This window comes from Streptomyces camelliae, assembly GCF_027625935.1.
GTDB lineage: Bacteria > Actinomycetota > Actinomycetes > Streptomycetales > Streptomycetaceae > Streptomyces > Streptomyces camelliae.
Window position 1 is genome coordinate 5,053,515 of record NZ_CP115300.1, and the last position, 20,630, is coordinate 5,074,144.

Consider the following 20,630-nt stretch of genomic DNA (forward strand, 5'->3'; position numbering starts at 1 on the left):
GCTACTCCACACCCTTATTCGCATCCGCCCGCACCTGCTGAGGAGTACACGAGCGATGACGCCCGGCGACAACGGCGCGAGCACGCCCGAGGACGACGACCCGTTCGGCTATCTGTACGCCGACGGCCAGGCCAGAGGAGCCCAGCCGCCGTCCGGCGGTTACGGCTACCCGAACTCGGTCAGCAGGGTGCGTGCCGTCGGCGAGCGCCAGTACGGCCAGCAGGCCCCGTACGGCCAACAGCCCACGTACGGCCAGGGCGTGCCCCACCAGCAGGGCGGCTACGGCCAGCCCAGCGCCCACTACCAGGCCCCCGAGACCCTCCCCGGCGGCGCCCCGACGAGCCGTCAGCCGGTCCCGCCCCCGCCCGCCCGGCGCGGCCCCAACACCAAGGGCCTGCTGATCGGTGCGATCGCGGTCGTCGCGGCGGTCGTCATCGGCATCAGCGTGGCGATGCTGAACGGCAACTCGGACGAGAACAAGGCGGGCAACCAGGCCAGCAACGCCCCGACCCAGTCGCAGAGCACCCAGCCGAGCCCGTCGGGGAGCGCCTCGGCGGCGAGCGGGCAGTTGAAGACCGACGCGGGTGCCCTCCAGCTGGCGGGCGGTGCGGCGAAGGCCTCGGACGTCAAGGGCGCCCAGACCTCCGACGGTTCCTATGTGGGCGGGCTGAACCAGGTCGGCGCCTCGATCACCTGGACCGTCAACAACGTCCCCTCGGACGGCATCTACACCCTGTTCGCTCACTTCAGCGTGCCCGGCCAGGACCAGCAGATGACGGTCAGCATCAATGGCAAGCCGTTCGCCACGGGGCTGCCGCTGAAGAACTACGCGCACGCCAAGGACGGCGACCTCGTCAACGGCTGGACGACGACCTACGTGTGGCCCACCCTCAACAAGGGCGCCAACACGATCTCCATCTCCTGCCAGCCCGGTGACAAGTGCAACGCGCTGATCGACCAGCTTTGGCTCCAGCAGGGCCAGCACACGCGCAACGGCTAGGCCACACCGACCCCGCCGCTCACCGTCACCCGCCCCAGCAGCTCCTCGTACGCCGCCCGGTCGAACTCGCCCGCCGCCGGGGCCCGTACGGTGGCCGCCGACAAGGCCACCGCGCGGGCGAGCCGGTCCGGCCAGGGGAGGTGTTCCACCAGGCCCGACAGCAGGGCGGCGACGGCCGAGTCGCCCGCGCCGGTCGGGTTGCCGTGGACCGGGGCGGGCGGGGCTGCCCGCCAGCGGCCCTCGGGGGTGACCGCGAGCAGGCCCTGCGCACCCAGCGAGGCGACGACCGCGTGGGCGCCGCGCCTCCGGGCGTCCTGGGTGGCGCGCAGCGGCTCGTGGGAGCCGGTCAGTTCGGCCAGTTCGTCGGCGTTCGGCTTGATGAGGTCCGGGCGGGCGGCGACCCCGCGGCGCAGCGGTTCGCCGCTGGTGTCCAGCAGGACGGGGACATCCTGCGCGCGGGCGGCGCGCACGAGGTTCGCGTACGCGCCCACCGGTACACCCGGGGGCAGGCTGCCGCACAGGGCCACCGCCGAGACACCGGGCAGCAGTTCCTCGTAACGGTCCAGGAAGGCGCCCCACGCGGCCGGCTCGATCTGCGGGCCCGGCTCGTTCAGCTGGGTGGTGTCGCCGGACAGTTCGTCCACGACGGCGATCGTGCGCCGGGTCGCGCCGGCGACGGGGAGCAGAGCGTCCGTCAGCAGGGGGATGCCGGTGAGGTGGGCGCGTACCTCCCGGCCGGTCGCGCCGCCCGCGAAGCCCGTCACCGTCACCTCGTGCCCCAGCGCGGCCAGCACCCGGGCCACGTTGACGCCCTTGCCGCCCGGCCGCTCGACGACCTCCGCGACCCGGTGCGAGGCGTGCGGCCGCAGCGACCGTACGCGGTACGTGATGTCGAGAGCGGTGTTCAGCGTGACCGTGAGGATCACCCGGGCCGACCTCCCTCGATGTTCCTGCGCCTGGCTTCGGTTTCCGGGGGCACGATCATGCCAAAGAGACGGCGGCCGGCCCAGTCACGGGCAGGCCACCGTCACCGGAGAAGTGGGACGGATCAGGCCAGTTGGGGCGCTACGACCCACTCGCCGCGCCGCATGACCCCCTTCAGATCGAAGTCCGCGTCGAGTATGACGAGATCGGCGTCCTTGCCGGGCTCCAGCGAGCCGATGCGGTCGGACAGGCCGAGCAGGCGGGCCGGGTTGACGGACAGGGCCGTCACCGCGTCCTCGACCGACAGCCGGTCGACGGTCACCGCCCGCTTGAACGCCCGGTCCAGGGTCAGCGTGGAGCCCGCGATCGAACCGCCCTCCACCAGCCGGGCGACCCCCTCGCTGACCTCGACCTCCAGCGGGCCGAGCATGTAGCGGCCGTCGCCGATGCCGGCCGCGTCCATCGCGTCCGTGATGAACGCGACCCGGTCCGCGCCCGCGTGATGGAACGCCAGCTCCAGCGCGGCCGGGTGCAGATGCGTACCGTCGTTGATCAGCTCCACCGTGACCCGCTCGTCCTCCAGCAGGGCCGTGATCGGGCCGGGGGAGCGGTGGCCCAGCGGGGGCATCGCGTTGAAGAGGTGGGTGGCGACCGTGGCGCCCGCGTCGATCGCCTCCACCGTCTGCTCGTACGTCGCGTCCGTGTGCCCGATCGCCGCGATCACGCCGTGCTCGGCGAGCAGCCGTACGGAGTCGATGCCGCCCGGCAGCTCGGTGGCCAGGGTGACCATCGTCGCCCTGCCGCGCGCGGCGTCGATCAGCTTGCGGACCTCGGCCGGGTCCGGGTCGCGCAGCAGCGCCTCGGAGTGCGCGCCCTTGCGGCACGGGGAGATGAACGGCCCCTCGAAGTGGATGCCGGCGATCTCCCCCTGCTCGGCCAGCTCGCTCAGCAGTCCGGCCTGTGTCGCCAGCAGATCCATCTCGTCGGTGACGGTGGAGGCGACGAGGGTGGTGGTGCCGTGGGCGCGGTGGGTGCGGATGGCCTTGAGGATGTCGTCCGGGGTGCCGGAGAAGGAGGCTCCGCCGCCGCCGTGGTTGTGGATGTCGACGAAGCCGGGCACCAGCCAGCAGCCGGTGAGGTCGATCACCTCGGCGTTGGCTGGGGCCGTGCCGGCGATGCGCTTGCCGTCCACGACCAGCCGGCCGTTCTTCACCGTTCCCGTAGGAAGCACCACGTTTGCGCCGGTGAGCACCTGCGGGTTCGTCGTGGCTGGTCGCTCCCCCAAGTTCTCGGCTTCGCTCGGACAGGGGGGACCCCCATCGCGGCGGAGCCGCATATCAATACCGCCCCGCGCCCCTGACGGGTCGCTGTCCCGCTTGGTTGCCATCAGGTGCTTACCTCCGGAGTCGTAGGGATGGTGGCCGTCAGCAGGTCCTGCGCGAGCAGCCCCGCGCCCAGGCAGCCCGCCGTGTCGCCGAGGGCGGCGGGGACGATGGCCGGGAGTTTCTGGAAGGTGACCCGGCGCCGGACGGCGTCGCGCAGCGGCGAGAACAACACTTCCCCCGACTCGGCGAGACCGCCACCGATGATCAGCGTGCGCGGGTCCAGCAGGGTGAGTGCGGTGACCAGGCCGTCGGCGAGCGCGTCCACCGCCTGCTGCCAGACCCGGACGGCGTTCGGGTCACCGGACGCAACCGCTTTCGCGCAGTCCGCCGCGTCCGCCTCCGGGTCCCCGCAGGCCGCCGCCCAGGCCTCGCTGACGGCGGACGCGGAGGCGTACCGCTCCAGACAGCCGTGCTGCCCGCAGGGGCAGGGCGCGCCGGACGGCCGTACGACGATGTGGCCGATCTCGCCCGCGAAGCCGTGCGCGCCCGCCTCCACCCGGCCGTCGATGCCGATGGCGCCGGCGATCCCGGTGCCGAGCGGCACGAACAGGAACCGGTCGGCGCCCTTGCCCGCGCCGATCCGGCCCTCGGCGAGGCCGCCGGTGCGCACGTCGTGGCCGAGGGCGACGGGGATGCCGAGGCGCTCGGTGAGCAGGGCGCGCAGGGGTACGTCCCGCCAGCCGAGGTTGGCCGCGTAGGCGGCGATGCCCCGCTCCTCGTCGACGATGCCGGGGACGGCGATGCCGGCGGCGCGCGCGGGTGTGCCGTAGTGCTCGGCGCCGTACGCGTGCAGCTCGGCGGCGAAGTCGAGGATCGTCGCGACCACCGCGTCCGGTCCGCGCTCGCGGCCGGTGGCGCGGCGGGCGCGGTGGAGCAGTGCGCCGTCGTCGCCGACGAGGGCGGCCTTCATCCCGGTACCGCCCACGTCCAGGGCGATGACATGTCTCACCACGGCCCTAGTGTGGCCCTCGGACCCGGGAGAGGTCTAGTCCACTCACGTGGTGTAGACCTTATGTGTCCACATATTGAACGGTCAGACAGCAGGGTTGGGGCGTTGAGGGTGCGTCGGGGTACGGCAGGAACGATTGCGGTTGCGGTTGCCATGGGCATGACAGTGCTCCTGGGGGGCTGCGGGACCACGGGGTCGTCCGGCGTGACCTTGAGACTCGTCGCCGCCGACTACGGCGACTCCGCCGCCAACAGCTCCAAGAAGTACTGGGACGGCGTCGTCGAGGCGTACGAGGCCCAGCACTCCGGGGTCAAGGTCGAGGTCAGCGTCTACTCCTGGAACGACGTCGACGCCAAGGTCAAGAAGATGGTCGCCGCCGGGAAGGCGCCCGACATGGCGCAGATCGGCGCCTACGCCGACTACGCGGCCGCAGGCAAGCTCTACCCGGCCTCCGACCTGCTCTCCATCCGCACCCAGGCCGACCTCCTGTCCCAGCTGGCCGACGCGGGCCAGTGGAACCACACCCAGTACGGCATCCCCTTCGCCGCCTCCACACGTGTGCTCTTCTACAACAAGACGCTGTTCGCCAAGGCCGGCATCACCCCGCCCACCACCTGGGACCAGCTGGCCACCGACGCCCAGGCGCTCAAGGACAAGACCGGCGTGAAGTACCCCTTCGCGCTGCCGCTCGGGCCCGAGGAGGCGCAGGCGGAGACGATGCAGTGGCTGCTGAGCGGCGCCGCCGCGGGCACGGGCGGCAACGGCTACACCGATGACGTCGGCACGTACACGATCGACTCCGCCCAGAACGTCGACACCTTCACCTGGCTCAAGGACGACCTGGTCGACAAGGGGCTGACCGGTCCGGTCGCGCCGGGCAGGCTCAACCGTGCGGACGCCTTCGCGGCCTTCGCCGACGGACAGGTCGGCATGCTCAACGGGCATCCGACGCTGATCCAGCAGGCCGAGAAGAAGGGCGTGCAGTTCGGCATGGTGCCGATGCCGGGGCGCACGGGCACGGCGCGGGCCGCGATGGGCGTCACCGACTGGATGATGGCGTTCAAGCAGAACGGCCACGCCCAGCAGATCAGCGACTTCCTCAACTTCGTGTACGCGGAGAAGAACGTCCTGGCCTTCTCCCGCGACTACGGCCTCCTGCCGGTCACCGGCTCCGCGTCGACGGCGATGAGCGAGTCCTACGCGGCCCCCGACAAGGCCCTGCACCCCTTCCTGGACCAGTTGCCCACCTCCGAGCTGTATCCGGTCGGCAAGACCTCCTGGGCGGCGGTCGCGGCGGCCGTGAAGCAGAACATCGGCCAGGCCGTCGCCCCCGGCGGCGACCCCTCCGGCGTCCTCACCCGCCTCCAGGCCACGGCCACGGCGGCGGACAGCAGCGCCGCGAGCTGAGTTACCGTGACTCCATGGAACTGGCGGAACTGGGCACCCGGGAGAAGGCGGTCCTCGCCCTGGAACGCCGGAGCTTCGCGGGACCCGGCGCCAAGGAAAGAGCGATCCGCGAGGAACTCGGCCTGGCCCCGGTCCGCTACTACCAGCTCCTGAACGCCCTCCTGGACGACGAGCGAGCCCTGGCCCACGACCCGGTCACGGTGAACCGCCTGCGCAGGGTGAGAGAGTCGCACCGCGAGAACCGCTGACTTCCGCCCACCCGCCCGCCCACCCGACTCGGTCGGCCGAGGGGCTCACCCTCCAACCGACCGGGAGTGCGGCCGGCTGGGTTCCTTTTCAGCCCACCGAGTCGGGATGGGGGTCCCCCCGCGCGAGCGAAGCCGAGCGTGGGGGAGGGTGGGGTCCAGGGGCGGAGTCCCAGGAGTGACGGCGACCCGCGCTGGATAGTGTCGGTCCATGGACCTTATGCCGACCCCGGTCACCCGACCCGGCCGGGACGGACTCGCCGCCCTGCTCGCGCAGCCCCGCACCGCGGTCGTCGGTCTGGACTTCGACGGCACGCTGGCCCCCATCGTCGCCGACCCCGAACAGGCCCGCGCCCACCCCGACGCCGTACCGGCGCTCGCCCGGCTCGCGCCCAAGGTCGCCTCCATCGCCGTGATCACCGGCCGCCCCGCCGGCGTCGCCGTCCGCTACGGCGGCTTCGCCGGCGTCCCCGGCCTGGACCACCTCACCGTCCTCGGCCACTACGGCGCCGAACGCTGGGACGCCGCCACCGGCACCGTCACCGCCCCCGCCCCGCACCCCGGTGTCGCCGCCGTCCGCGCGGAGCTGCCGGGCGTGCTGGAACGCGCCGGTGCCTGGCCCGGCACCTGGATCGAGGAGAAGGGGCGGGCGGTGGCCGTCCACACCCGCCGCGCCGCCGACCCCGAGGCCGCCTTCGAGGCCCTGCGCGGCCCCCTCACCGACCTCGCCGCCCGCCACGGCCTGATCGTCGAACCCGGCCGCATGGTCCTGGAACTGCGCCCGCCCGGCATGGACAAGGGCGTCGCCCTCGGAAAGCACGTCCGCGCCACCGGCGCGACCAGCGTCCTCTACGCCGGCGACGACCTCGGTGACCTCCCCGCCTACGCCGCCGTCGAGAAACTCCGCTCCGACGGCATCCCCGGCCTCCTGGTGTGCAGCGGCAGCACGGAGGTCACGGAACTGGCCGAACGGGCGGACGTGGTGGTCGACGGCCCGGCCGGGGTCGTGGACCTGCTCCGCGCCCTCGCCGATCAGCTGGACTGAGGTTCCCCGAGTTCCTGGAGCGCCTCCAGCTGCTCCAGGAACCACTGGGCCGGGGGAAGCGCGGTGGCCGCCGCGGCCAGCCCCTTGGTGCGGTCCGCCCGCTCCTCCGGCCGGAGCGACAGCGCCTCGTGCAGGGCCCGCGCGGTCTCCAGCACGTCGTAGGGGTTCACCCCGAACGCGTCGGTCCGCAGCTCCTCGTACGCACCGGCCTCCCGGGACAGCACCAGCGCGCACCCCTGGTCGGAGACGACCGGGATCTCCTTGGCGACCAGGTTCATGCCGTCCCGGATGGGGTTGACCAGCGCCACGTCGGCCAGCCGGTACGCGGCGAGCGAGCGCGCGAAGTCGTCCTTCACATGCAGCACCACCGGGGTCCAACCGGCCGTCCCGTAGCGGGAGTTGATCGCCTCCGCCACCCGCTGCACCTCGGCGGTGTAGTCCCGGTACACGGCGAGGTCCTGCCGGGACGGGTACGCGAACGCCACATGGACGACCCGCTCACGCCACTCGGGGCGCTCGTCCAGCAGCTGCCGGTACGCCAGCAGCCCGCGCACGATGTTCTTCGACAGCTCGGTGCGGTCCACGCGGACGACGGTCCTGCGGCCCTCGCCGATCTCCTCACGCAGCGCCGCCATCCGCTCCTCGACATCCGGCCGGTGCGACCGCTCGCGCAGGAAGTCCGCGTCCGCGCCGAGCCCGTGCACCCCGATCGCCGTGCCCACGAGGGCGTCGGGGCCCAGGACCGTCTCACAGCACGCCTCGAACGCCTCCGCCCAGCGCCAGGTCAGGAAGGCCGCCCGGTCCGCGCCCAGCATGCCCCTCAGCAGCGCGGCCGCGATGTCGTCGGGCAGGAGGCGGAAGTAGTCCGGCGGGGCCCACGGGGTGTGCGAGAAGTGGCCGATCCGCAGGTCCGGGCGGAGCTCTCGGAGCAACCCGGGCACCAGGCACAGGTGGTAGTCCTGCACCAGCACCGCCGCCCCCTCGCCCGCCTCCTCGGCCAGCGCCTCGGCGAACGCCCGGTTGTACGTCTCGTACGACGCCCACTGGCGCCGGAACTCCGCGTCGAAGACCGGCTCCAGCGGGGTCTGGTACAGCATGTGGTGCACGAACCAGAGCACCGAGTTGGCGATCCCGTTGTACGCGTCGGCGTGCACGGCCGCGTCGATGTCCAGCATCCGCACCCGCTGACCGCCGGTGTCCTCACCCGGCAGCAGCCCGCCGTCCGCCCGCCGTACGGCCTCCCGGTCGCCGTCGCCGAGCGCCGCGCACACCCATACGGCGTTCGCCTCCGGCCCGATGGCCGACAGCCCCGAGACCAGCCCGCCGCCGCCCCGTTTGGCGTGCAGCGAGCCGTTCTCGTCAGCCGTGTACGAAACCGGGCCGCGGTTGGACGCGACCAGCACCTCAGCACCACCGGTGGAAGCCATGGTCCGAACCTAGCCCGGCCCGGAAACGCTCAAACGTACGGCCACGCCCGACGCCCCTGCCGTATACGACGGCCCGGCGAAGTCAGGCCACCCGGCGCTCGGCGTACTCCGCGATCTCCACCATCGGCGGCCGTTCCTCGGTGTCGACCGAGTACGTGCGCGGCTCGAAGCCGTCCTCGCCCCGCTCGAACTGGGTCAGGGAGGGCCGGACCAGATGGCCCCGGGCCAGCCGCAGCTGGGCGGTGCGGTAGATCGCGGCGGCCATCCGGCCGAGCGCCTGCCCGTCCTGGTGCCGGTGCTTGCGCACGCCCACGTCCACCTGGGCGAGGGCGTCGAGGCCCACCAGGTGCAGCGCGTCCACCAGCATGCCCAGCTCCACGCCGTAGCCGACGGGGAAGGGAAGCTGTTCCAGCAGGCTGCGCCGGGCCGCGTACTCGCCGCCCAGCGGCTGGACGAAGCCGGCCAGCTGGGGCCAGTGCATGTTCAGCAGCGGGCGGGCCATCAGCTCGGTGACCCGGCCGCCCTGCCCGGCGGTCTTGCCGGAGGCGAGCGAATCGAACTCTGTCGCGAGCGGGCGGTCGTACATGCCCTTGACCAGGGCGATCTCGGGGTCGGTGAGCAGCGGTCCGACGACGCCCGAGACGAAGTCGGCGGAGAAGTCCCGCAGGTCGGCGTCGATGAAGCAGACGATGTCCCCATGGGTCACGAGCAGGGAGCGCCAGAGAACCTCGCCCTTGCCCGGGACGGCCGGGATGCGGGGCAGGATCGCGTCGCGGTGGACGACGCGGGCGCCCGCGGCGGCGGCGACCTCGGAGGTGCGGTCGGTGGAGCCGGAGTCCACGACGACGATCTCGTCGACGAGCGGGACGCGCTCCATCAGGTCGTGCCGGATGACCGTGACGATGTCGCCGACGGTCTCCTCCTCGTTGAGCGCGGGCAGCACGACACTGATCGTCTGGCCCGTGCGCTGCTTGGCGGTCAGTATCCGGTGGAGCGGGCGATCGGTCGCGGACCAGGAGCGGGTGGCCAGCCAGCGCTCGACTTCTTCCAGCACGCTCTGCGGCTCCTCACTGTTCGTGATCACAGGTGGTGATGGTGTGATCCATCTCGCGGTTCGGACGACTATCTCAACTGTCCTGGCCTTCGGTTACAGTCTTGAACAACGCCGGTGACCATCGCATGTCGCTGGTCGCGCGCGTGCACAACCGCTCATACAACCGCATACCGCTCATCCAGAGGGGCAGAGGGACACGGCCCGATGAAGCCCCGGCAACCCTCCAGCCGGTTCTTGTCACGTTGACGTGGCGAGGCTCCCGACTAGGGAAGGTGCCAAATCCGTCTCACGGCGAGATGCGTCGTGAGGAAGATGAGGAGAAAGGGCCTCGCCTCCATGGCTGTGCAGACAGTTGCAAGCACCTCCACTCCCACCGTAGACCTCGGTCCGGCCGCGGCCCTGAGCTGTCGCGAGTGCGGTCACCGTGTCCCGCTCGGCCCGGTCTTCGCGTGCGAGGAGTGTTTCGGCCCGCTGGAGATCGCCTACGACTTCTCCGCCTACGACACCGAAGAGCTGCGCAGGCGGATCGAGGCCGGCCCGGCGAACATCTGGCGGTACGCGCCCCTGCTGCCCGTCCCGGCCGACGTCGCCGACAAGCCGAACATCAACCCCGGCTGGACCAAGCTCGTCAAGGCCGACAACCTCGCCCGTGAACTCGGCGTCACCGGCGGCCTGTTCGTCAAGGACGACTCCGGCAACCCGACGCACTCCTTCAAGGACCGGGTCGTCGCGCAGGCCCTGGAGGCCGCCCGCGCCTTCGGCTTCACCACCCTGTCCTGTTCCTCCACGGGCAACCTGGCCGGTGCCGTCGGCGCCGCCGCCGCCCGCGCCGGCTTCCGCTCCTGCGTGTTCATCCCGCACGACCTGGAGCAGGGCAAGGTCGTCATGGCCGCGGTCTACGGCGGCGAGCTGGTCGGCATCGAGGGCAACTACGACGACGTCAACCGCTTCTGCTCCGAACTGATCGGCGACCCGGCCGGCGAGGGCTGGGGCTTCGTCAACGTCAACCTGCGGCCGTACTACGCCGAGGGCTCCAAGACGCTGGCGTACGAGATCTGCGAGCAGCTCGGCTGGCGGCTGCCGGACCAGATCGTGATCCCGATCGCCTCCGGCTCCCAGCTGACGAAGATCGACAAGGGTCTGCAGGAGCTGATCAAGCTCGGGCTGGTCGAGGACCGGCCGTACAAGATCTTCGGCGCGCAGGCCGAGGGCTGCTCGCCGGTGTCGACGGCGTTCAAGGCCGGGCATGACGTGGTCCGCCCGCAGAAGCCGAACACCATCGCCAAGTCCCTCGCCATCGGCAACCCGGCCGACGGGCCGTACGTCCTGGACATCGCGCGCCGTACGGGTGGTGCGGTGGAGGACGTGACCGACGAGCAGGTGGTGGACGCGATCAAGCTGCTGGCCCGCACCGAGGGCATCTTCGCCGAGACGGCGGGTGGCGTGACGGTCGGCGTGACGCGCAAGCTGATCGAGAACGGCGTCCTCGACCCGTCGCTCACCACGGTCGTCCTCAACACCGGCGACGGCCTCAAGACCCTCGACGCGGTGGCCGGCACGGGGCTCACCGCCACCATCCGTCCGACCCTGGACTCCTTCCGAGAGGCTGGCCTCGCATGAGCGTGACCGTTCGCATCCCCACCATCCTGCGCACCTACACCGGCGGTCAGGCCGAGGTCGCCGCCGAGGGCGGGACCCTCGCCGAGGTCATCGCGGACCTGGAGAAGAACCACACCGGCATCGCCGCCCGTGTCCTGGACGACCAGGGCAAGCTGCGCCGGTTCGTGAACGTCTACGTCAACGACGACGACGTGCGCTTCGAGCAGGGCCTGGAGACCGCGACGCCCGACGGCGCGGGTGTCTCCATCATTCCCGCGGTAGCGGGTGGATGCTGACCGAATGACCGGTCATTACCTTCGGTAATCCGGGTTACGGATTGTTCATCGAATGGCCTCCTCCGTGAGAGAAACGGAGGGGGCCATTCTGCGTGATTGAGCGCGGTACAGTTGGGGAACCCGCTCCGCACCCGAGGGTCGCGGCTCCCGGATTTCACGCCGCACACCCGATAAGAAGTAGCCAAAGTATGCGGGTTTTATGCGGCTTTCGTACCTCTTTGTACGGCCCGACTTGCCCTGGAATCGGCCGAACTCTAGGCAGATTCCGGACCGGGGGCGTCCAGATTTCTCGTCCGATTGACCTGTTGCAGACGGCAGTTGGACAGATACATTCAGCCGCGGTCGACGCGTTCCGGCGCACGCCCCCGACCAATGGGGGGTGAGGTCTGACCCGGATCCGCGAAGTGTGGATCTGTGCAAGGGCCAGTAATAGGGGAGTTAGGCATGGCTCAGGGCACCGTCAAGTGGTTCAACGCGGAGAAGGGGTACGGCTTCATCGCGGTCGACGGTGGTGCGGACGTCTTCGTCCACTACAGCGCCATCCAGATGGACGGCTACCGCACCCTGGAAGAGGGCCAGCGGGTGGAGTTCGAGATCTCGCAGGGCCAGAAGGGCCCGCAGGCCGACATGGTTCGCCTCAGCGCCTGAACGTTTCTTGTCCGAAGGGCCCGCGCCTCGCAAGAGGTGCGGGCCCTTCGGCGTGGCCCCGTGACCCGGTGCCCCCGGGCCCCCTCGCGCCCCTGCCGAAGACCGAGAGGCGCTTGCACTCGCCACCCCCGAGTGCTAATCATTGGCGTTAGCACTCTGAAGGTGAGAGTGACAAAGAAGGACCGGGTCGGTGAGGCCCGTAGGCCACGTGGGGCAAGGAACCACAGGCCGGCGAGCCGTCCGTCGCGGGCGCGGGCGCGGTCCGAAGGAATCACCCCCAGTCCTGGAGGGACCACTTCACATGGCCAAGATCATCGCGTTCGACGAGGAGGCGCGGCGCGGCCTTGAGCGCGGTATGAACCAGCTCGCCGACGCCGTCAAGGTCACCCTCGGCCCCAAGGGCCGTAACGTCGTCCTTGAGAAGAAGTGGGGCGCCCCCACGATCACCAACGATGGTGTGTCCATCGCCAAGGAGATCGAGCTGGAGGACCCGTACGAGAAGATCGGCGCCGAGCTGGTCAAGGAAGTCGCGAAGAAGACGGACGACGTCGCCGGTGACGGCACGACGACCGCGACCGTCCTGGCCCAGGCCCTGGTCAAGGAAGGCCTCCGCAACGTCGCCGCCGGCGCCAACCCGATGGCTCTGAAGCGCGGTATCGAGAAGGCCGTCGAGGCCGTCTCCGCCGCCCTGCTGGAGCAGGCGAAGGACGTCGAGACCAAGGAGCAGATCGCCTCCACCGCGTCCATCTCCGCCGCCGACACCCAGATCGGCGAGCTGATCGCCGAGGCCATGGACAAGGTCGGCAAGGAAGGCGTCATCACCGTCGAGGAGAGCAACACCTTCGGTCTGGAGCTGGAGCTCACCGAGGGCATGCGCTTCGACAAGGGCTACATCTCCGCCTACTTCGCGACCGACATGGAGCGCATGGAGGCGGTGCTGGAGGACCCGTACATCCTCATCGCCAACTCCAAGATCTCCTCGGTCAAGGACCTGCTCCCGCTGCTGGAGAAGGTCATGCAGTCCGGCAAGGCGCTGCTGATCATCGCCGAGGACGTCGAGGGCGAGGCCCTGTCGACCCTGGTCGTCAACAAGATCCGTGGCACCTTCAAGTCCGTCGCCGTCAAGGCCCCGGGCTTCGGCGACCGCCGCAAGGCGATGCTGAACGACATCGCGATCCTCACCGGTGGCGAGGTCATCTCCGAGGAGGTCGGTCTCAAGCTGGAGAACACCTCCCTGGACCTGCTGGGCCGCGCCCGCAAGGTCGTCATCACCAAGGACGAGACCACCATCGTCGACGGTGCCGGCTCCTCCGAGCAGGTCGCGGGCCGGGTCAACCAGATCCGCGCCGAGATCGAGCAGTCGGACTCCGACTACGACCGCGAGAAGCTCCAGGAGCGTCTGGCGAAGCTGGCCGGCGGCGTGGCCGTCATCAAGGCCGGTGCCGCCACCGAGGTGGAGCTCAAGGAGCGCAAGCACCGCATCGAGGACGCCGTCCGCAACGCCAAGGCGGCCGTCGAGGAGGGCATCGTCGCCGGTGGTGGCGTGGCCCTGCTGCAGACCACCAACGTCTTCGAGAAGCTGGAGCTGGAGGGTGACGAGGCGACCGGCGCCCAGGCCGTGAAGCTCGCCCTTGAGGCCCCGCTGAAGCAGATCGCCGTCAACGCCGGCCTCGAAGGCGGCGTGGTGGTCGAGAAGGTCCGCAACCTCACCCCGGGCCACGGCCTGAACGCCGCGACCGGTGAGTACGTCGACCTGGTCGCCGAGGGCATCATCGACCCGGCGAAGGTGACCCGTTCCGCGCTGCAGAACGCCGCCTCCATCGCCGCGCTGTTCCTCACCACCGAGGCCGTCATCGCCGACAAGCCGGAGAAGGCCGCCGCGCCGGCCGGCGGCGGCATGCCGGGCGGTGACATGGACTTCTGATCCCGCTGCGGATCACCTGTCCTTTTCCGAGGGCGGCACTTCCTGTCTGCGACAGGGGGTGCCGCCCTCGGGCGTATCCACGGTCTTCTCCCGCGCGCTTCCTACTGGAGCGCGGCGAGTTCGCCCAGAAGCCGGGCGGCCGGTGCCGGGTCGGTCAGCCACTTCAGGTGGCTGCCCGCCAGGGTGCGGACGTCGTACGGGTTGTCCGGCGTCAGCGCGTTGCCCTCGCGGATGAGCCGGTCCTGCAGGGCGAGCGGCAGGCTTGCGTCGTCGGCCAGGCGTACGAAGGTCTTCGGGATGCGGCCCCAGGTCGCGGCCTGCGCCCGGTCGGCGGAGGTGCCGGTGTCCAGGTTCTCGTCGGGCTGGAAGGTGTTCAGGAAGGCCAGGAGCTCGTCCTCGGTGCCGTCGGCGAGGAAGGCCGCCCGGAACGCCGCGAGGGCGGCCGGATCGGCGGTGCGGAAGTTGACGCGCAGCAGGCCGAGCCGGGCCGGGTCCCCCGCCAGGGCCAGGGCCAGGGAGGCGGGGTCGACCGTGGCCATCTCCGGCTCGGCGTAGTAGTCGTTGGCGTCGAGGTCGACCGGGCACCAGGCCGAGACGTAGACGATGCGGTCGATCAGTTCCGGTCGTGCGTTGGCCGCGGCGGTGGCCGTGATGCCGCCGCGGCTGTGCGAGACGAGGATCACCGGCCCGTTCCGCTTGGCCCGCTCCAGGATCCCGATCAGATGCGCGGCGTTGTCGGCGAGCGTGACGCCCTTGATCGAGCCGGGGGTGCCGGCGAGCTCCTCGGGGTCCTGCGGCGCCTGGTAGGCGCGCGGATAGGTCGCCGCGAATCCGTGGCCGGGCAGGTCGACGGCCACCGAACGGTGCCCGAGGAGGCCGAGTTCGGCCTGGAGGGGCGCGAAGGAGAAGGAGTTCGCGAAGGCTCCGTGCACCAGTACGAAGGTCGGTTGCATCTGATCTCGCTTTCTGGAATGTGGGCCGGCGCATAGATGTTACTTACTTAAGGCGCTGCAATAATGCGTGCTCACATACCGACTGGTTAACCGACAGACCGCCACTCACGAGGAGCCCCCACGTGACCACCCCCGCCCCCGCCTCCCGCGCGGCCCAGCTGCTGTCCCGCCCGATCACGCTCAACGGCCTCACCGTGCCGAACCGGATCGTGATGGCGCCGATGACCCGGATGTTCTCTCCCGGCGGCATCCCCGGCGACGACGTGCGCTCGTACTACGCGCGCCGTGCTGCCGCCGGCGTCGGCCTGATCGTCACCGAGGGCACGTACGTGGGCCACGAGTCGGCCGGGAACAGTGGTCGCGTGCCGCGGTTCCACGGGGAGGAGCAGCTCGCCGGGTGGGCGAAGGTCGCCGAGGACGTGCACGCGGCGGGCGGCACCATCGTCCCGCAGCTGTGGCACATCGGCATGGTCCGCAAGGACGGCGAGGCCCCCTTCCCGGACGCCCCCGCGATGGGCCCGTCCGGCCTGGTCGCCGCGGACGCCGAGCCGACCGGCAAGGCGATGACGCAGGCGGACCTGGACGACGTCGTCGCCGCGTTCGCCAAGGCCGCCGCGGATGCCGAGCGCATAGGCTTCGACGGCGTGGAGCTCCACGGCGCCCACGGCTACCTCCTCGACCAGTTCCTGTGGGAGGGCACCAACCGCCGTACCGACGCCTACGGTGGTGACGCGGTCGCCCGCACCAAGTTCGCCGCGGAGATCGTCGCGGCGGTCCGCGAGGCCGTCTCGGCCGAGTTCCCGATCATCTTCCGCTACTCGCAGTGGAAGCAGCAGGACTACACCGCCCGCCTCGCCGAGACCCCCGAGGAGCTGGACGCGATCCTCACCCCGCTCGCCGCGGCCGGTGTCGACGTCTTCCACGCCTCCACCCGCCGCTACTGGCTGCCGGAGTTCGACGGCTCGGACCTGAACCTGGCCGGCTGGACGAAGAAGATCACCGGCAAGCAGGTCATCACGGTCGGCTCGGTCGGCCTCGACGGCGAGTTCCTGGCCGCCTTCCAGGGCCAGGGCTCCGAGGTCAAGAGCATCGACAACCTCCTCGACCGGCTGGAGGCCGAGGAGTTCGACATGGTCGCCGTCGGCCGCGCGCTGCTCCAGGACCCGCAGTGGGCCGCCAAGGTGCTCGCCGACCGCTTCGACGAGCTGCAGCCGTACGACGCCGCCGCGGTGAAGACCCTCAGCTGACCTTCCGCCGTGGGCACTTGTCGTCGTCCTCGTGCGTTCCTCTGATGACCAGTGAGGAGCGAGCATGACGACGAGCCAGTCCCAGGCCCTGGAAGGCGATGTCCCGGACATCGACGGTCCCGTGGTGCGCACCGCCTCCGGCGCGGTGCGCGGCCTGCGCGAGCAGGGACTGTCGGTGTTCCGGGGCATCCCGTTCGCCGCACCCCCGGTCGGCCCGGACCGCTTCCAGGCCCCGCGTCCGCCCCTGCCCTGGGACGGCATACGCGAGGCGTACGCGTTCGGCCCGCCGCCCCCGCAGGAAACCGGCTTCCTCGGCCGCACGGCCCAGGTGCCGTTCCCCACGGGCGACGAGTGGCTGACCGTCAACGTCTGGACCCCGGACCCGGACCCGTCGGCCGCCCGCCCGGTGCTGGTGTGGATCCACGGCGGGGCGTTCAAGCTGGGCCACGGCGGCCAGCCGGGTCACGACGCCCGGCACCTCGCCCGCGCCGGCGACGCCGTGGTCGTCACCCTCAACTACCGCCTGGGCATGGAGGGCTTCGCCCTGTGGACCGGCGCCCCCGCCAACCGGGGCCTGCTGGACCAGGTGGCGGCCCTGGAGTGGGTCCAGGAGAACATCGCCGGATTCGGCGGCGACCCGGCCCGGGTCACCGTGTTCGGCGAGTCGGCGGGCGCGGGCTCCATCGCCGCGCTGCTGGCCATGCCACGAGCGCGCGGCCTGTTCCGGCGCGCGATCGCCCAGAGCGTGCCTGGCACCTTCTTCTCCGCCGAGCTGGCCGCCGACATCGCCGGCGACCTGGCCGCCGAGGCGGGCCGTACGCCCACCGCGGCCGACCTGAGCGAGGTGGACCCGCAGCACCTCACCCAGGCGGGCCAGACGCTGGGCGCCAAGATGCCGGCGTACACCGCCCGTTGGGGCCAGGCGGCCCCGACCGCCGTCCCCTTCTCCCCGGTGGTCGACGGCGACGTACTGCCCACGACGCCGTGGGAGGCGCTGGCGGCGGGCGCGGCTCGCGACATCGACCTCCTCGTCGGGCACAACCGCGACGAGTTCCGGCTCTTCCTGGTCATGGCCGGCCTGCCCGGCAGGATCACGGACGAACGGGCGGCGCAGACCCTGCGGTTGTACGCGCCGGGCGGGGAGGCGGGTGCGACGGCGTACCGCTCGGCCTTCCCCGGCGCCGGGCCGGAGGGTCTCTTCGAACGCGTCCAGACCGACTGGCTGTTCGCGATACCGAGCCTGCGCCTGGCCGAGGCCCAGCTCGCGGGCGGCGGCCGCGCCCATGTCTACGAGCTGACCTGGCCGGCCCCCGACGGCACCGGCACGCTCGGCGCCTGCCACGCCCTGGACATCCCCCTGCTCTTCGGCACGTACGGCGCCGACCTGGGCCCGCTGCTCTTCCCCGGCGGCAAGCCCACCCCGGAGGCGGAGCGGCTCACCGCGTTCCTCCAGCACGCCTGGCCGGCCTTCGCCCGCACCGGCGACCCGGGCTGGCCGGCGTACGACACCGACAGCCGCCCGGTGCAGATCCTGGACGCCGAGCCGCACGTGGGGCCGTATCCGGAGGAAGGGAGCCGGCGCATCTGGGAGGGGTACGCGTTCGGTGCCCTGCCGCTGCTATAGGTTGCCCATCGGCTCGATGTCGACGCGCACGGGCGTGCCCCACACGCGCAGCACCTCGTAGTCGGTGAACTCGTGCACGAGCCGGTAGGCCATGGCGGGCCGGGACGAGCGTCGCTGGGCGGCGAGATACGCCTCGGCCTCACGCCGGTCCCGCCGGGGCGTGCCGCACAGCTGCCACTCCTGCCCGTTCCAGGCCTCGGGCAGCCAGCGCTGCTGCGGCTGCGGCCGGTCGGCACGGACGCCGTAGCGGGAGGGCGCGGTAGCGGCGGGGGCGGCTTCGGCCCTGCCCCCGCTCTGGTACTCCGACCGGCGGGCAGCCCGGCGCCGGGTCTCGCAGAGCAGACACAGATCGGGCGCGCTCTCGTCCACGGGGCCCTGCGGGTGCTCGGGGCACCGGGTGGCGGGCGCGCCGGCGGCGACACTCTCGTCCAGCAGATCGAGCGCCCGGCGCAGATCGGCCTTGATCTCGTGCAGCCGGGAGTCCGGGGTGTCCCCGGTCAGGGCCTCCCCGTGCTCCCCGACGAGCCGCAGGGCCCGTCCGAGGGCGGTGAGCTGGGCGTGGTTCATGTGTCAGTCCGCGTGGTCCTTGAGTTCCTCGGTGTCCAGTGTGAAGCCGACGGGGTCGGGCAGCGGCACTGGGGATCCCCAAGGGTACGAGAGTGTCCGTTGGTAGCGGCCTTCCTTCGGCTCGCTGAAGACCGTGAGGGTCTGGTCGTCGCGGTCGATGGAGGTAGACGGGGATACCGGCTTCGGCGCAGCCCTTGGGTTTGGCGATGCGGGCGCGTTGGTTGGTGTCGTGGTCGCGGGTAGTGATCTGGCACCGGAGGATGAACAGGCGCAGCAGCCATGCATGGATGCAGGAGTGCTTGCCGTCCTGTCGGGCCTTGACCTCTAGTCTCCACCCATTCCTTGAAAAGGCGCTCGGAGCTGGGGCTCGGGGCTTGAGCTTCGGGCGGTCAATCGGGAGAGGCGTCACTGTTGAGCAGACTGATCGAGGCCCTGCACCGCTTCAACGCCGCTCACCCCTGGGACCACAACGCCCACTATCACCGCTGGCTGCTACGGCAGTTGCCGCGCCGGTTCGGCCGTGCGCTGGACGTGGGGTGCGGCAGCGGGGACCTGGTGCGGCTGCTCGCCGGGCGCGCGGAGTCGGTCGTCGGGGTGGACGCGGACGAGGAGATTCTGCGGCGGGCACGGGAAGCGACCCCCGCCGACGGTCCCGTCACCTACACCCGCGCCTCCGCCCCCCAAAACCTTCCCGTCGGCCCCTACGACGTCATCGCCTGCGTCGCCGTGCTCCACCACCTCCCGTTCGCCGAGACCCTGGCCCGGTTCCGGGAGGAGCTGGCGCCCGGCGGCACCCTGGTGGTCGTCGGCTGTGCCCGGCTGGAGGGCGCCCTCGACCAGGCGATCGGGCTGACGGCCATACCGCTCAACCTGCTCATGGGGTGGGTGAAGAACCGGGGTCGGGCCACGGCGCACCGGCCCGTTTCCATGACCGCCCCCGTCCGGGATCCGGAGATGACCCGCACCGAGATCGGCCGTGAGGCCCGCCGGATCCTGCCCGGCGCCCGGCTCCGCCGCCGGCTCTTCTGGCGCTACACCTTGGTCTGGCGGGCGCCTCGTCAGTGACGGATGAGGCTTCCCTCGCCGCAGGTGGGCCCGGCGAAGTGCAGCGGCAGCGGGGAGACGGCGTTGGCGACGGGCAGCACGGCGAGGTCTTCGGCGCACCGCGCGGTGCCGGTCGTCGTCCAGTGGCCGGAGTCCTCGGCGTGGGCGGGGGCGGCCAGGGCGGCGGCGGAGATCGTGAGGGCGGCGGTGGCCAGGAGCTTCATCTTCGTCATGCCGGGGGAACGACCGCCCGGGGCGGGGTGTTACGCGGGTGCAGCCGGTCGGGGGGCCGCGCCCGCGCCCCTGTTGCCCCGAGCGTGCGGCTCAGCGGGGCGCGTGGGCCAGCGCGGCACGCAGATGGCCGCCGGACTCCTCCAGAAGGCGGGCGGCCGTGGGGCCGTCGACGTCGGCGAGGAGGGCGAGGATCGCGCTCTTCACCTCGCCGCCCGACGCGGCCAGCGCCCGCTCGATCTCCTCGTCGCCCGCCCCTGTGGCCAGGGCGACGATCCGGCGGGAGCGGGCCCGGAGTTTGTCGTTCGACGCGCGGACGTCGACCATCAGGTTTCCGTAGGTCTTGCCCAGCCGGATCATCGTGATCGTCGAGATCATGTTCAGGACGAGTTTCTGCGCCGTGCCCGCCTTCAGGCGCGTGGAGCCGGTGATCAGCTCGGGGCCCACGACCACCTCGATGCCGTGTTCCGCGGCGGCGGCCAGCGCGCTGTGTTCGTTGCAGGCCAGGCCGATGGTGAGGGCCCCCACCGCGCGGGCGTGCTCGACGGCGCCGATCGCGTACGGGGTGCGGCCCGAGGCGGAGATGCCGACCACGGTGTCGTCGGTGGTGAGCTTCAGCGCGTCCAGGTCCTGCCGGGCCAGCTCCTCGGAGTCCTCCGCGCCCTCCACCGAGGTCACCATGGCCGAGGGGCCGCCCGCGATCAGGCCGACGACCTGGGCGGGATCGGTGTTGAAGGTGGGCGGGCACTCGGAGGCGTCCAGCACGCCCAGCCGGCCGGCGGTACCGGCACCGGCGTAGATCAGCCGGCCGCCGTTCGCCATGCGTGCGGCGACGGCGTCGATGGCGGCGGCGATCCGGGGCAGCTGGGCCGCCACGGCCGCGGGGACGCCGGCGTCCTCGCCGTTCATCAGGCGGGCGATGTCGAGGGTGGGCAGACGGTCGATGTCGGCGAGGTCGGGACGAAAGGCCTCGGTGGTCAGGGAGGCCAACTGGCGGCGCAGGTCGGGGGAGGTCATGAGGGGGGCGGCTCTCTCAGGTCTCTCAGGTTCGGGTTCGCGTG

Annotated in this window: 20 protein-coding genes and 1 riboswitch; of the genes, 11 read left to right on the forward strand and 9 right to left on the reverse strand. The window is 71.5% G+C overall.

Going from position 1 to position 20,630, the window contains the following annotated elements; translation table 11 throughout:
- The first annotated feature begins 55 nt into the window (after window positions 1-55).
- Window positions 56-1,000 carry a carbohydrate-binding protein gene (locus O1G22_RS23100; RefSeq protein WP_270083063.1) on the forward strand — a complete coding sequence of 315 codons (945 nt, stop codon included), beginning with the start codon at window positions 56-58 and terminating at the stop codon, window positions 998-1,000.
- Here O1G22_RS23100 and O1G22_RS23105 read toward each other — a convergent pair.
- From O1G22_RS23105 to O1G22_RS23115, 3 genes are all read right to left on the reverse strand, one after another.
- Window positions 997-1,926, reverse strand: a complete 930-nt coding sequence (locus O1G22_RS23105) for a 1-phosphofructokinase family hexose kinase (protein WP_270083064.1) — start codon at window positions 1,924-1,926, stop codon at window positions 997-999. The two genes, O1G22_RS23100 and O1G22_RS23105, sit on opposite strands and share 4 nt — an antisense overlap.
- Window positions 1,927-2,048: 122 nt before the next feature.
- Window positions 2,049-3,176 (reverse strand): N-acetylglucosamine-6-phosphate deacetylase, encoded by a 1,128-nt coding sequence (gene nagA, locus O1G22_RS23110; RefSeq protein WP_270086498.1) that lies wholly within the window; start codon window positions 3,174-3,176, stop codon window positions 2,049-2,051.
- Window positions 3,177-3,310: 134 nt separating this feature from the next.
- Window positions 3,311-4,258 carry an ROK family protein gene (locus tag O1G22_RS23115; RefSeq protein ID WP_270086499.1) on the reverse strand — a complete coding sequence of 316 codons (948 nt, stop codon included), beginning with the start codon at window positions 4,256-4,258 and terminating at the stop codon, window positions 3,311-3,313.
- A gap of 153 nt (window positions 4,259-4,411) precedes the next feature.
- Here O1G22_RS23115 and O1G22_RS23120 point away from each other — a divergent pair, with 153 nt between their 5' ends.
- The 3 genes from O1G22_RS23120 to otsB all read left to right on the forward strand — a co-directional run bounded on the left by O1G22_RS23120 (window position 4,412) and on the right by otsB (window position 6,955).
- A complete protein-coding gene (locus O1G22_RS23120) occupies window positions 4,412-5,665 on the forward strand; it encodes an extracellular solute-binding protein (protein ID WP_487416680.1) in 1,254 nt (417 codons plus the stop codon).
- A gap of 14 nt (window positions 5,666-5,679) precedes the next feature.
- On the forward strand, window positions 5,680-5,913 hold the full coding sequence (locus O1G22_RS23125; RefSeq protein WP_225097977.1) for a DUF3263 domain-containing protein: 234 nt from the start codon (window positions 5,680-5,682) through the stop codon (window positions 5,911-5,913).
- 208 nt (window positions 5,914-6,121) lie between these two features.
- Window positions 6,122-6,955, forward strand: coding sequence for a trehalose-phosphatase (gene otsB / locus O1G22_RS23130; protein WP_270083066.1), 834 nt, complete (start codon window positions 6,122-6,124; stop codon window positions 6,953-6,955).
- Here the strand turns inward: otsB and O1G22_RS23135 are convergent.
- Together O1G22_RS23135 and O1G22_RS23140 are read right to left on the reverse strand one after the other, a co-directional pair.
- A complete protein-coding gene (locus O1G22_RS23135; protein WP_270083067.1) occupies window positions 6,943-8,382 on the reverse strand; it encodes an alpha,alpha-trehalose-phosphate synthase (UDP-forming) in 1,440 nt (479 codons plus the stop codon). The genes otsB and O1G22_RS23135 overlap by 13 nt on opposite strands.
- An 82-nt stretch (window positions 8,383-8,464) precedes the next feature.
- Window positions 8,465-9,436 carry a glucosyl-3-phosphoglycerate synthase gene (locus O1G22_RS23140; RefSeq protein ID WP_270086500.1) on the reverse strand — a complete coding sequence of 324 codons (972 nt, stop codon included), beginning with the start codon at window positions 9,434-9,436 and terminating at the stop codon, window positions 8,465-8,467.
- Window positions 9,437-9,607: 171 nt separating this feature from the next.
- Window positions 9,608-9,755, forward strand: a riboswitch (SAM riboswitch).
- Between the two features lie 17 nt (window positions 9,756-9,772).
- Here O1G22_RS23140 and thrC point away from each other — a divergent pair.
- From thrC to groL, 4 genes are all read left to right on the forward strand, one after another.
- Window positions 9,773-11,056: a threonine synthase gene (gene thrC / locus O1G22_RS23145; RefSeq protein WP_270083068.1), complete on the forward strand. Its 1,284-nt coding sequence runs from the start codon at window positions 9,773-9,775 to the stop codon at window positions 11,054-11,056.
- Window positions 11,053-11,331 carry a MoaD/ThiS family protein gene (locus O1G22_RS23150; RefSeq protein WP_225097973.1) on the forward strand — a complete coding sequence of 93 codons (279 nt, stop codon included), beginning with the start codon at window positions 11,053-11,055 and terminating at the stop codon, window positions 11,329-11,331. The genes thrC and O1G22_RS23150 overlap by 4 nt, the downstream gene beginning before the upstream one ends.
- 444 nt (window positions 11,332-11,775) lie before the next feature.
- Entirely contained in the window at window positions 11,776-11,979 is a 204-nt protein-coding gene (locus O1G22_RS23155) for a cold-shock protein (RefSeq protein ID WP_004929928.1), read from the forward strand.
- Window positions 11,980-12,280: 301 nt separating this feature from the next.
- On the forward strand, window positions 12,281-13,903 hold the full coding sequence (gene groL, locus O1G22_RS23160; RefSeq protein WP_225097972.1) for a chaperonin GroEL: 1,623 nt from the start codon (window positions 12,281-12,283) through the stop codon (window positions 13,901-13,903).
- Between the two features lie 101 nt (window positions 13,904-14,004).
- Here groL and O1G22_RS23165 read toward each other — a convergent pair whose 3' ends face one another.
- A complete protein-coding gene (locus tag O1G22_RS23165; protein WP_270083069.1) occupies window positions 14,005-14,856 on the reverse strand; it encodes an alpha/beta hydrolase in 852 nt (283 codons plus the stop codon).
- 122 nt (window positions 14,857-14,978) lie between these two features.
- Between O1G22_RS23165 and O1G22_RS23170 the strand changes: the two genes are divergently transcribed.
- Together O1G22_RS23170 and O1G22_RS23175 are read left to right on the forward strand one after the other, a co-directional pair.
- Window positions 14,979-16,103 (forward strand): NADH:flavin oxidoreductase, encoded by a 1,125-nt coding sequence (locus O1G22_RS23170; protein WP_270083070.1) that lies wholly within the window; start codon window positions 14,979-14,981, stop codon window positions 16,101-16,103.
- A gap of 64 nt (window positions 16,104-16,167) precedes the next feature.
- Window positions 16,168-17,727: a carboxylesterase/lipase family protein gene (locus tag O1G22_RS23175; RefSeq protein ID WP_270083071.1), complete on the forward strand. Its 1,560-nt coding sequence runs from the start codon at window positions 16,168-16,170 to the stop codon at window positions 17,725-17,727.
- Here O1G22_RS23175 and O1G22_RS23180 read toward each other — a convergent pair.
- Complete coding sequence (locus tag O1G22_RS23180; protein ID WP_225097968.1) at window positions 17,722-18,294, reverse strand: hypothetical protein; 573 nt, start codon at window positions 18,292-18,294, stop codon at window positions 17,722-17,724. The genes O1G22_RS23175 and O1G22_RS23180 overlap by 6 nt on opposite strands.
- 408 nt (window positions 18,295-18,702) lie before the next feature.
- Between O1G22_RS23180 and O1G22_RS23185 the strand changes: the two genes are divergently transcribed.
- Entirely contained in the window at window positions 18,703-19,359 is a 657-nt protein-coding gene (locus O1G22_RS23185) for a class I SAM-dependent methyltransferase (protein ID WP_270086501.1), read from the forward strand.
- Here the strand turns inward: O1G22_RS23185 and O1G22_RS23190 are convergent.
- Together O1G22_RS23190 and murQ are read right to left on the reverse strand one after the other, a co-directional pair.
- Window positions 19,353-19,571 carry a hypothetical protein gene (locus O1G22_RS23190; protein WP_270083072.1) on the reverse strand — a complete coding sequence of 73 codons (219 nt, stop codon included), beginning with the start codon at window positions 19,569-19,571 and terminating at the stop codon, window positions 19,353-19,355. The two genes, O1G22_RS23185 and O1G22_RS23190, sit on opposite strands and share 7 nt — an antisense overlap.
- 91 nt (window positions 19,572-19,662) lie before the next feature.
- Window positions 19,663-20,586: an N-acetylmuramic acid 6-phosphate etherase gene (gene murQ / locus O1G22_RS23195; protein WP_270083073.1), complete on the reverse strand. Its 924-nt coding sequence runs from the start codon at window positions 20,584-20,586 to the stop codon at window positions 19,663-19,665.
- Window positions 20,587-20,630: the final 44 nt, after the last annotated feature.

Coding starts and splice junctions, on each gene's coding strand:
- murQ (WP_270083073.1), bottom strand. CDS start 20,586: ATGACCTCCCCCGACCTGCGCCGCCAGTTGGCCTCCCTGACCACCGAG.
- O1G22_RS23165 (WP_270083069.1), bottom strand. CDS start 14,856: ATGCAACCGACCTTCGTACTGGTGCACGGAGCCTTCGCGAACTCCTTC.
- otsB (WP_270083066.1), top strand. CDS start 6,122: ATGGACCTTATGCCGACCCCGGTCACCCGACCCGGCCGGGACGGACTC.
- O1G22_RS23150 (WP_225097973.1), top strand. CDS start 11,053: ATGAGCGTGACCGTTCGCATCCCCACCATCCTGCGCACCTACACCGGC.
- O1G22_RS23125 (WP_225097977.1), top strand. CDS start 5,680: ATGGAACTGGCGGAACTGGGCACCCGGGAGAAGGCGGTCCTCGCCCTG.
- O1G22_RS23180 (WP_225097968.1), bottom strand. CDS start 18,294: ATGAACCACGCCCAGCTCACCGCCCTCGGACGGGCCCTGCGGCTCGTC.
- O1G22_RS23100 (WP_270083063.1), top strand. CDS start 56: ATGACGCCCGGCGACAACGGCGCGAGCACGCCCGAGGACGACGACCCG.
- O1G22_RS23135 (WP_270083067.1), bottom strand. CDS start 8,382: ATGGCTTCCACCGGTGGTGCTGAGGTGCTGGTCGCGTCCAACCGCGGC.
- O1G22_RS23175 (WP_270083071.1), top strand. CDS start 16,168: ATGACGACGAGCCAGTCCCAGGCCCTGGAAGGCGATGTCCCGGACATC.
- O1G22_RS23190 (WP_270083072.1), bottom strand. CDS start 19,571: ATGACGAAGATGAAGCTCCTGGCCACCGCCGCCCTCACGATCTCCGCC.
- O1G22_RS23120 (WP_487416680.1), top strand. CDS start 4,412: ATGGGCATGACAGTGCTCCTGGGGGGCTGCGGGACCACGGGGTCGTCC.
- O1G22_RS23155 (WP_004929928.1), top strand. CDS start 11,776: ATGGCTCAGGGCACCGTCAAGTGGTTCAACGCGGAGAAGGGGTACGGC.
- groL (WP_225097972.1), top strand. CDS start 12,281: ATGGCCAAGATCATCGCGTTCGACGAGGAGGCGCGGCGCGGCCTTGAG.
- thrC (WP_270083068.1), top strand. CDS start 9,773: ATGGCTGTGCAGACAGTTGCAAGCACCTCCACTCCCACCGTAGACCTC.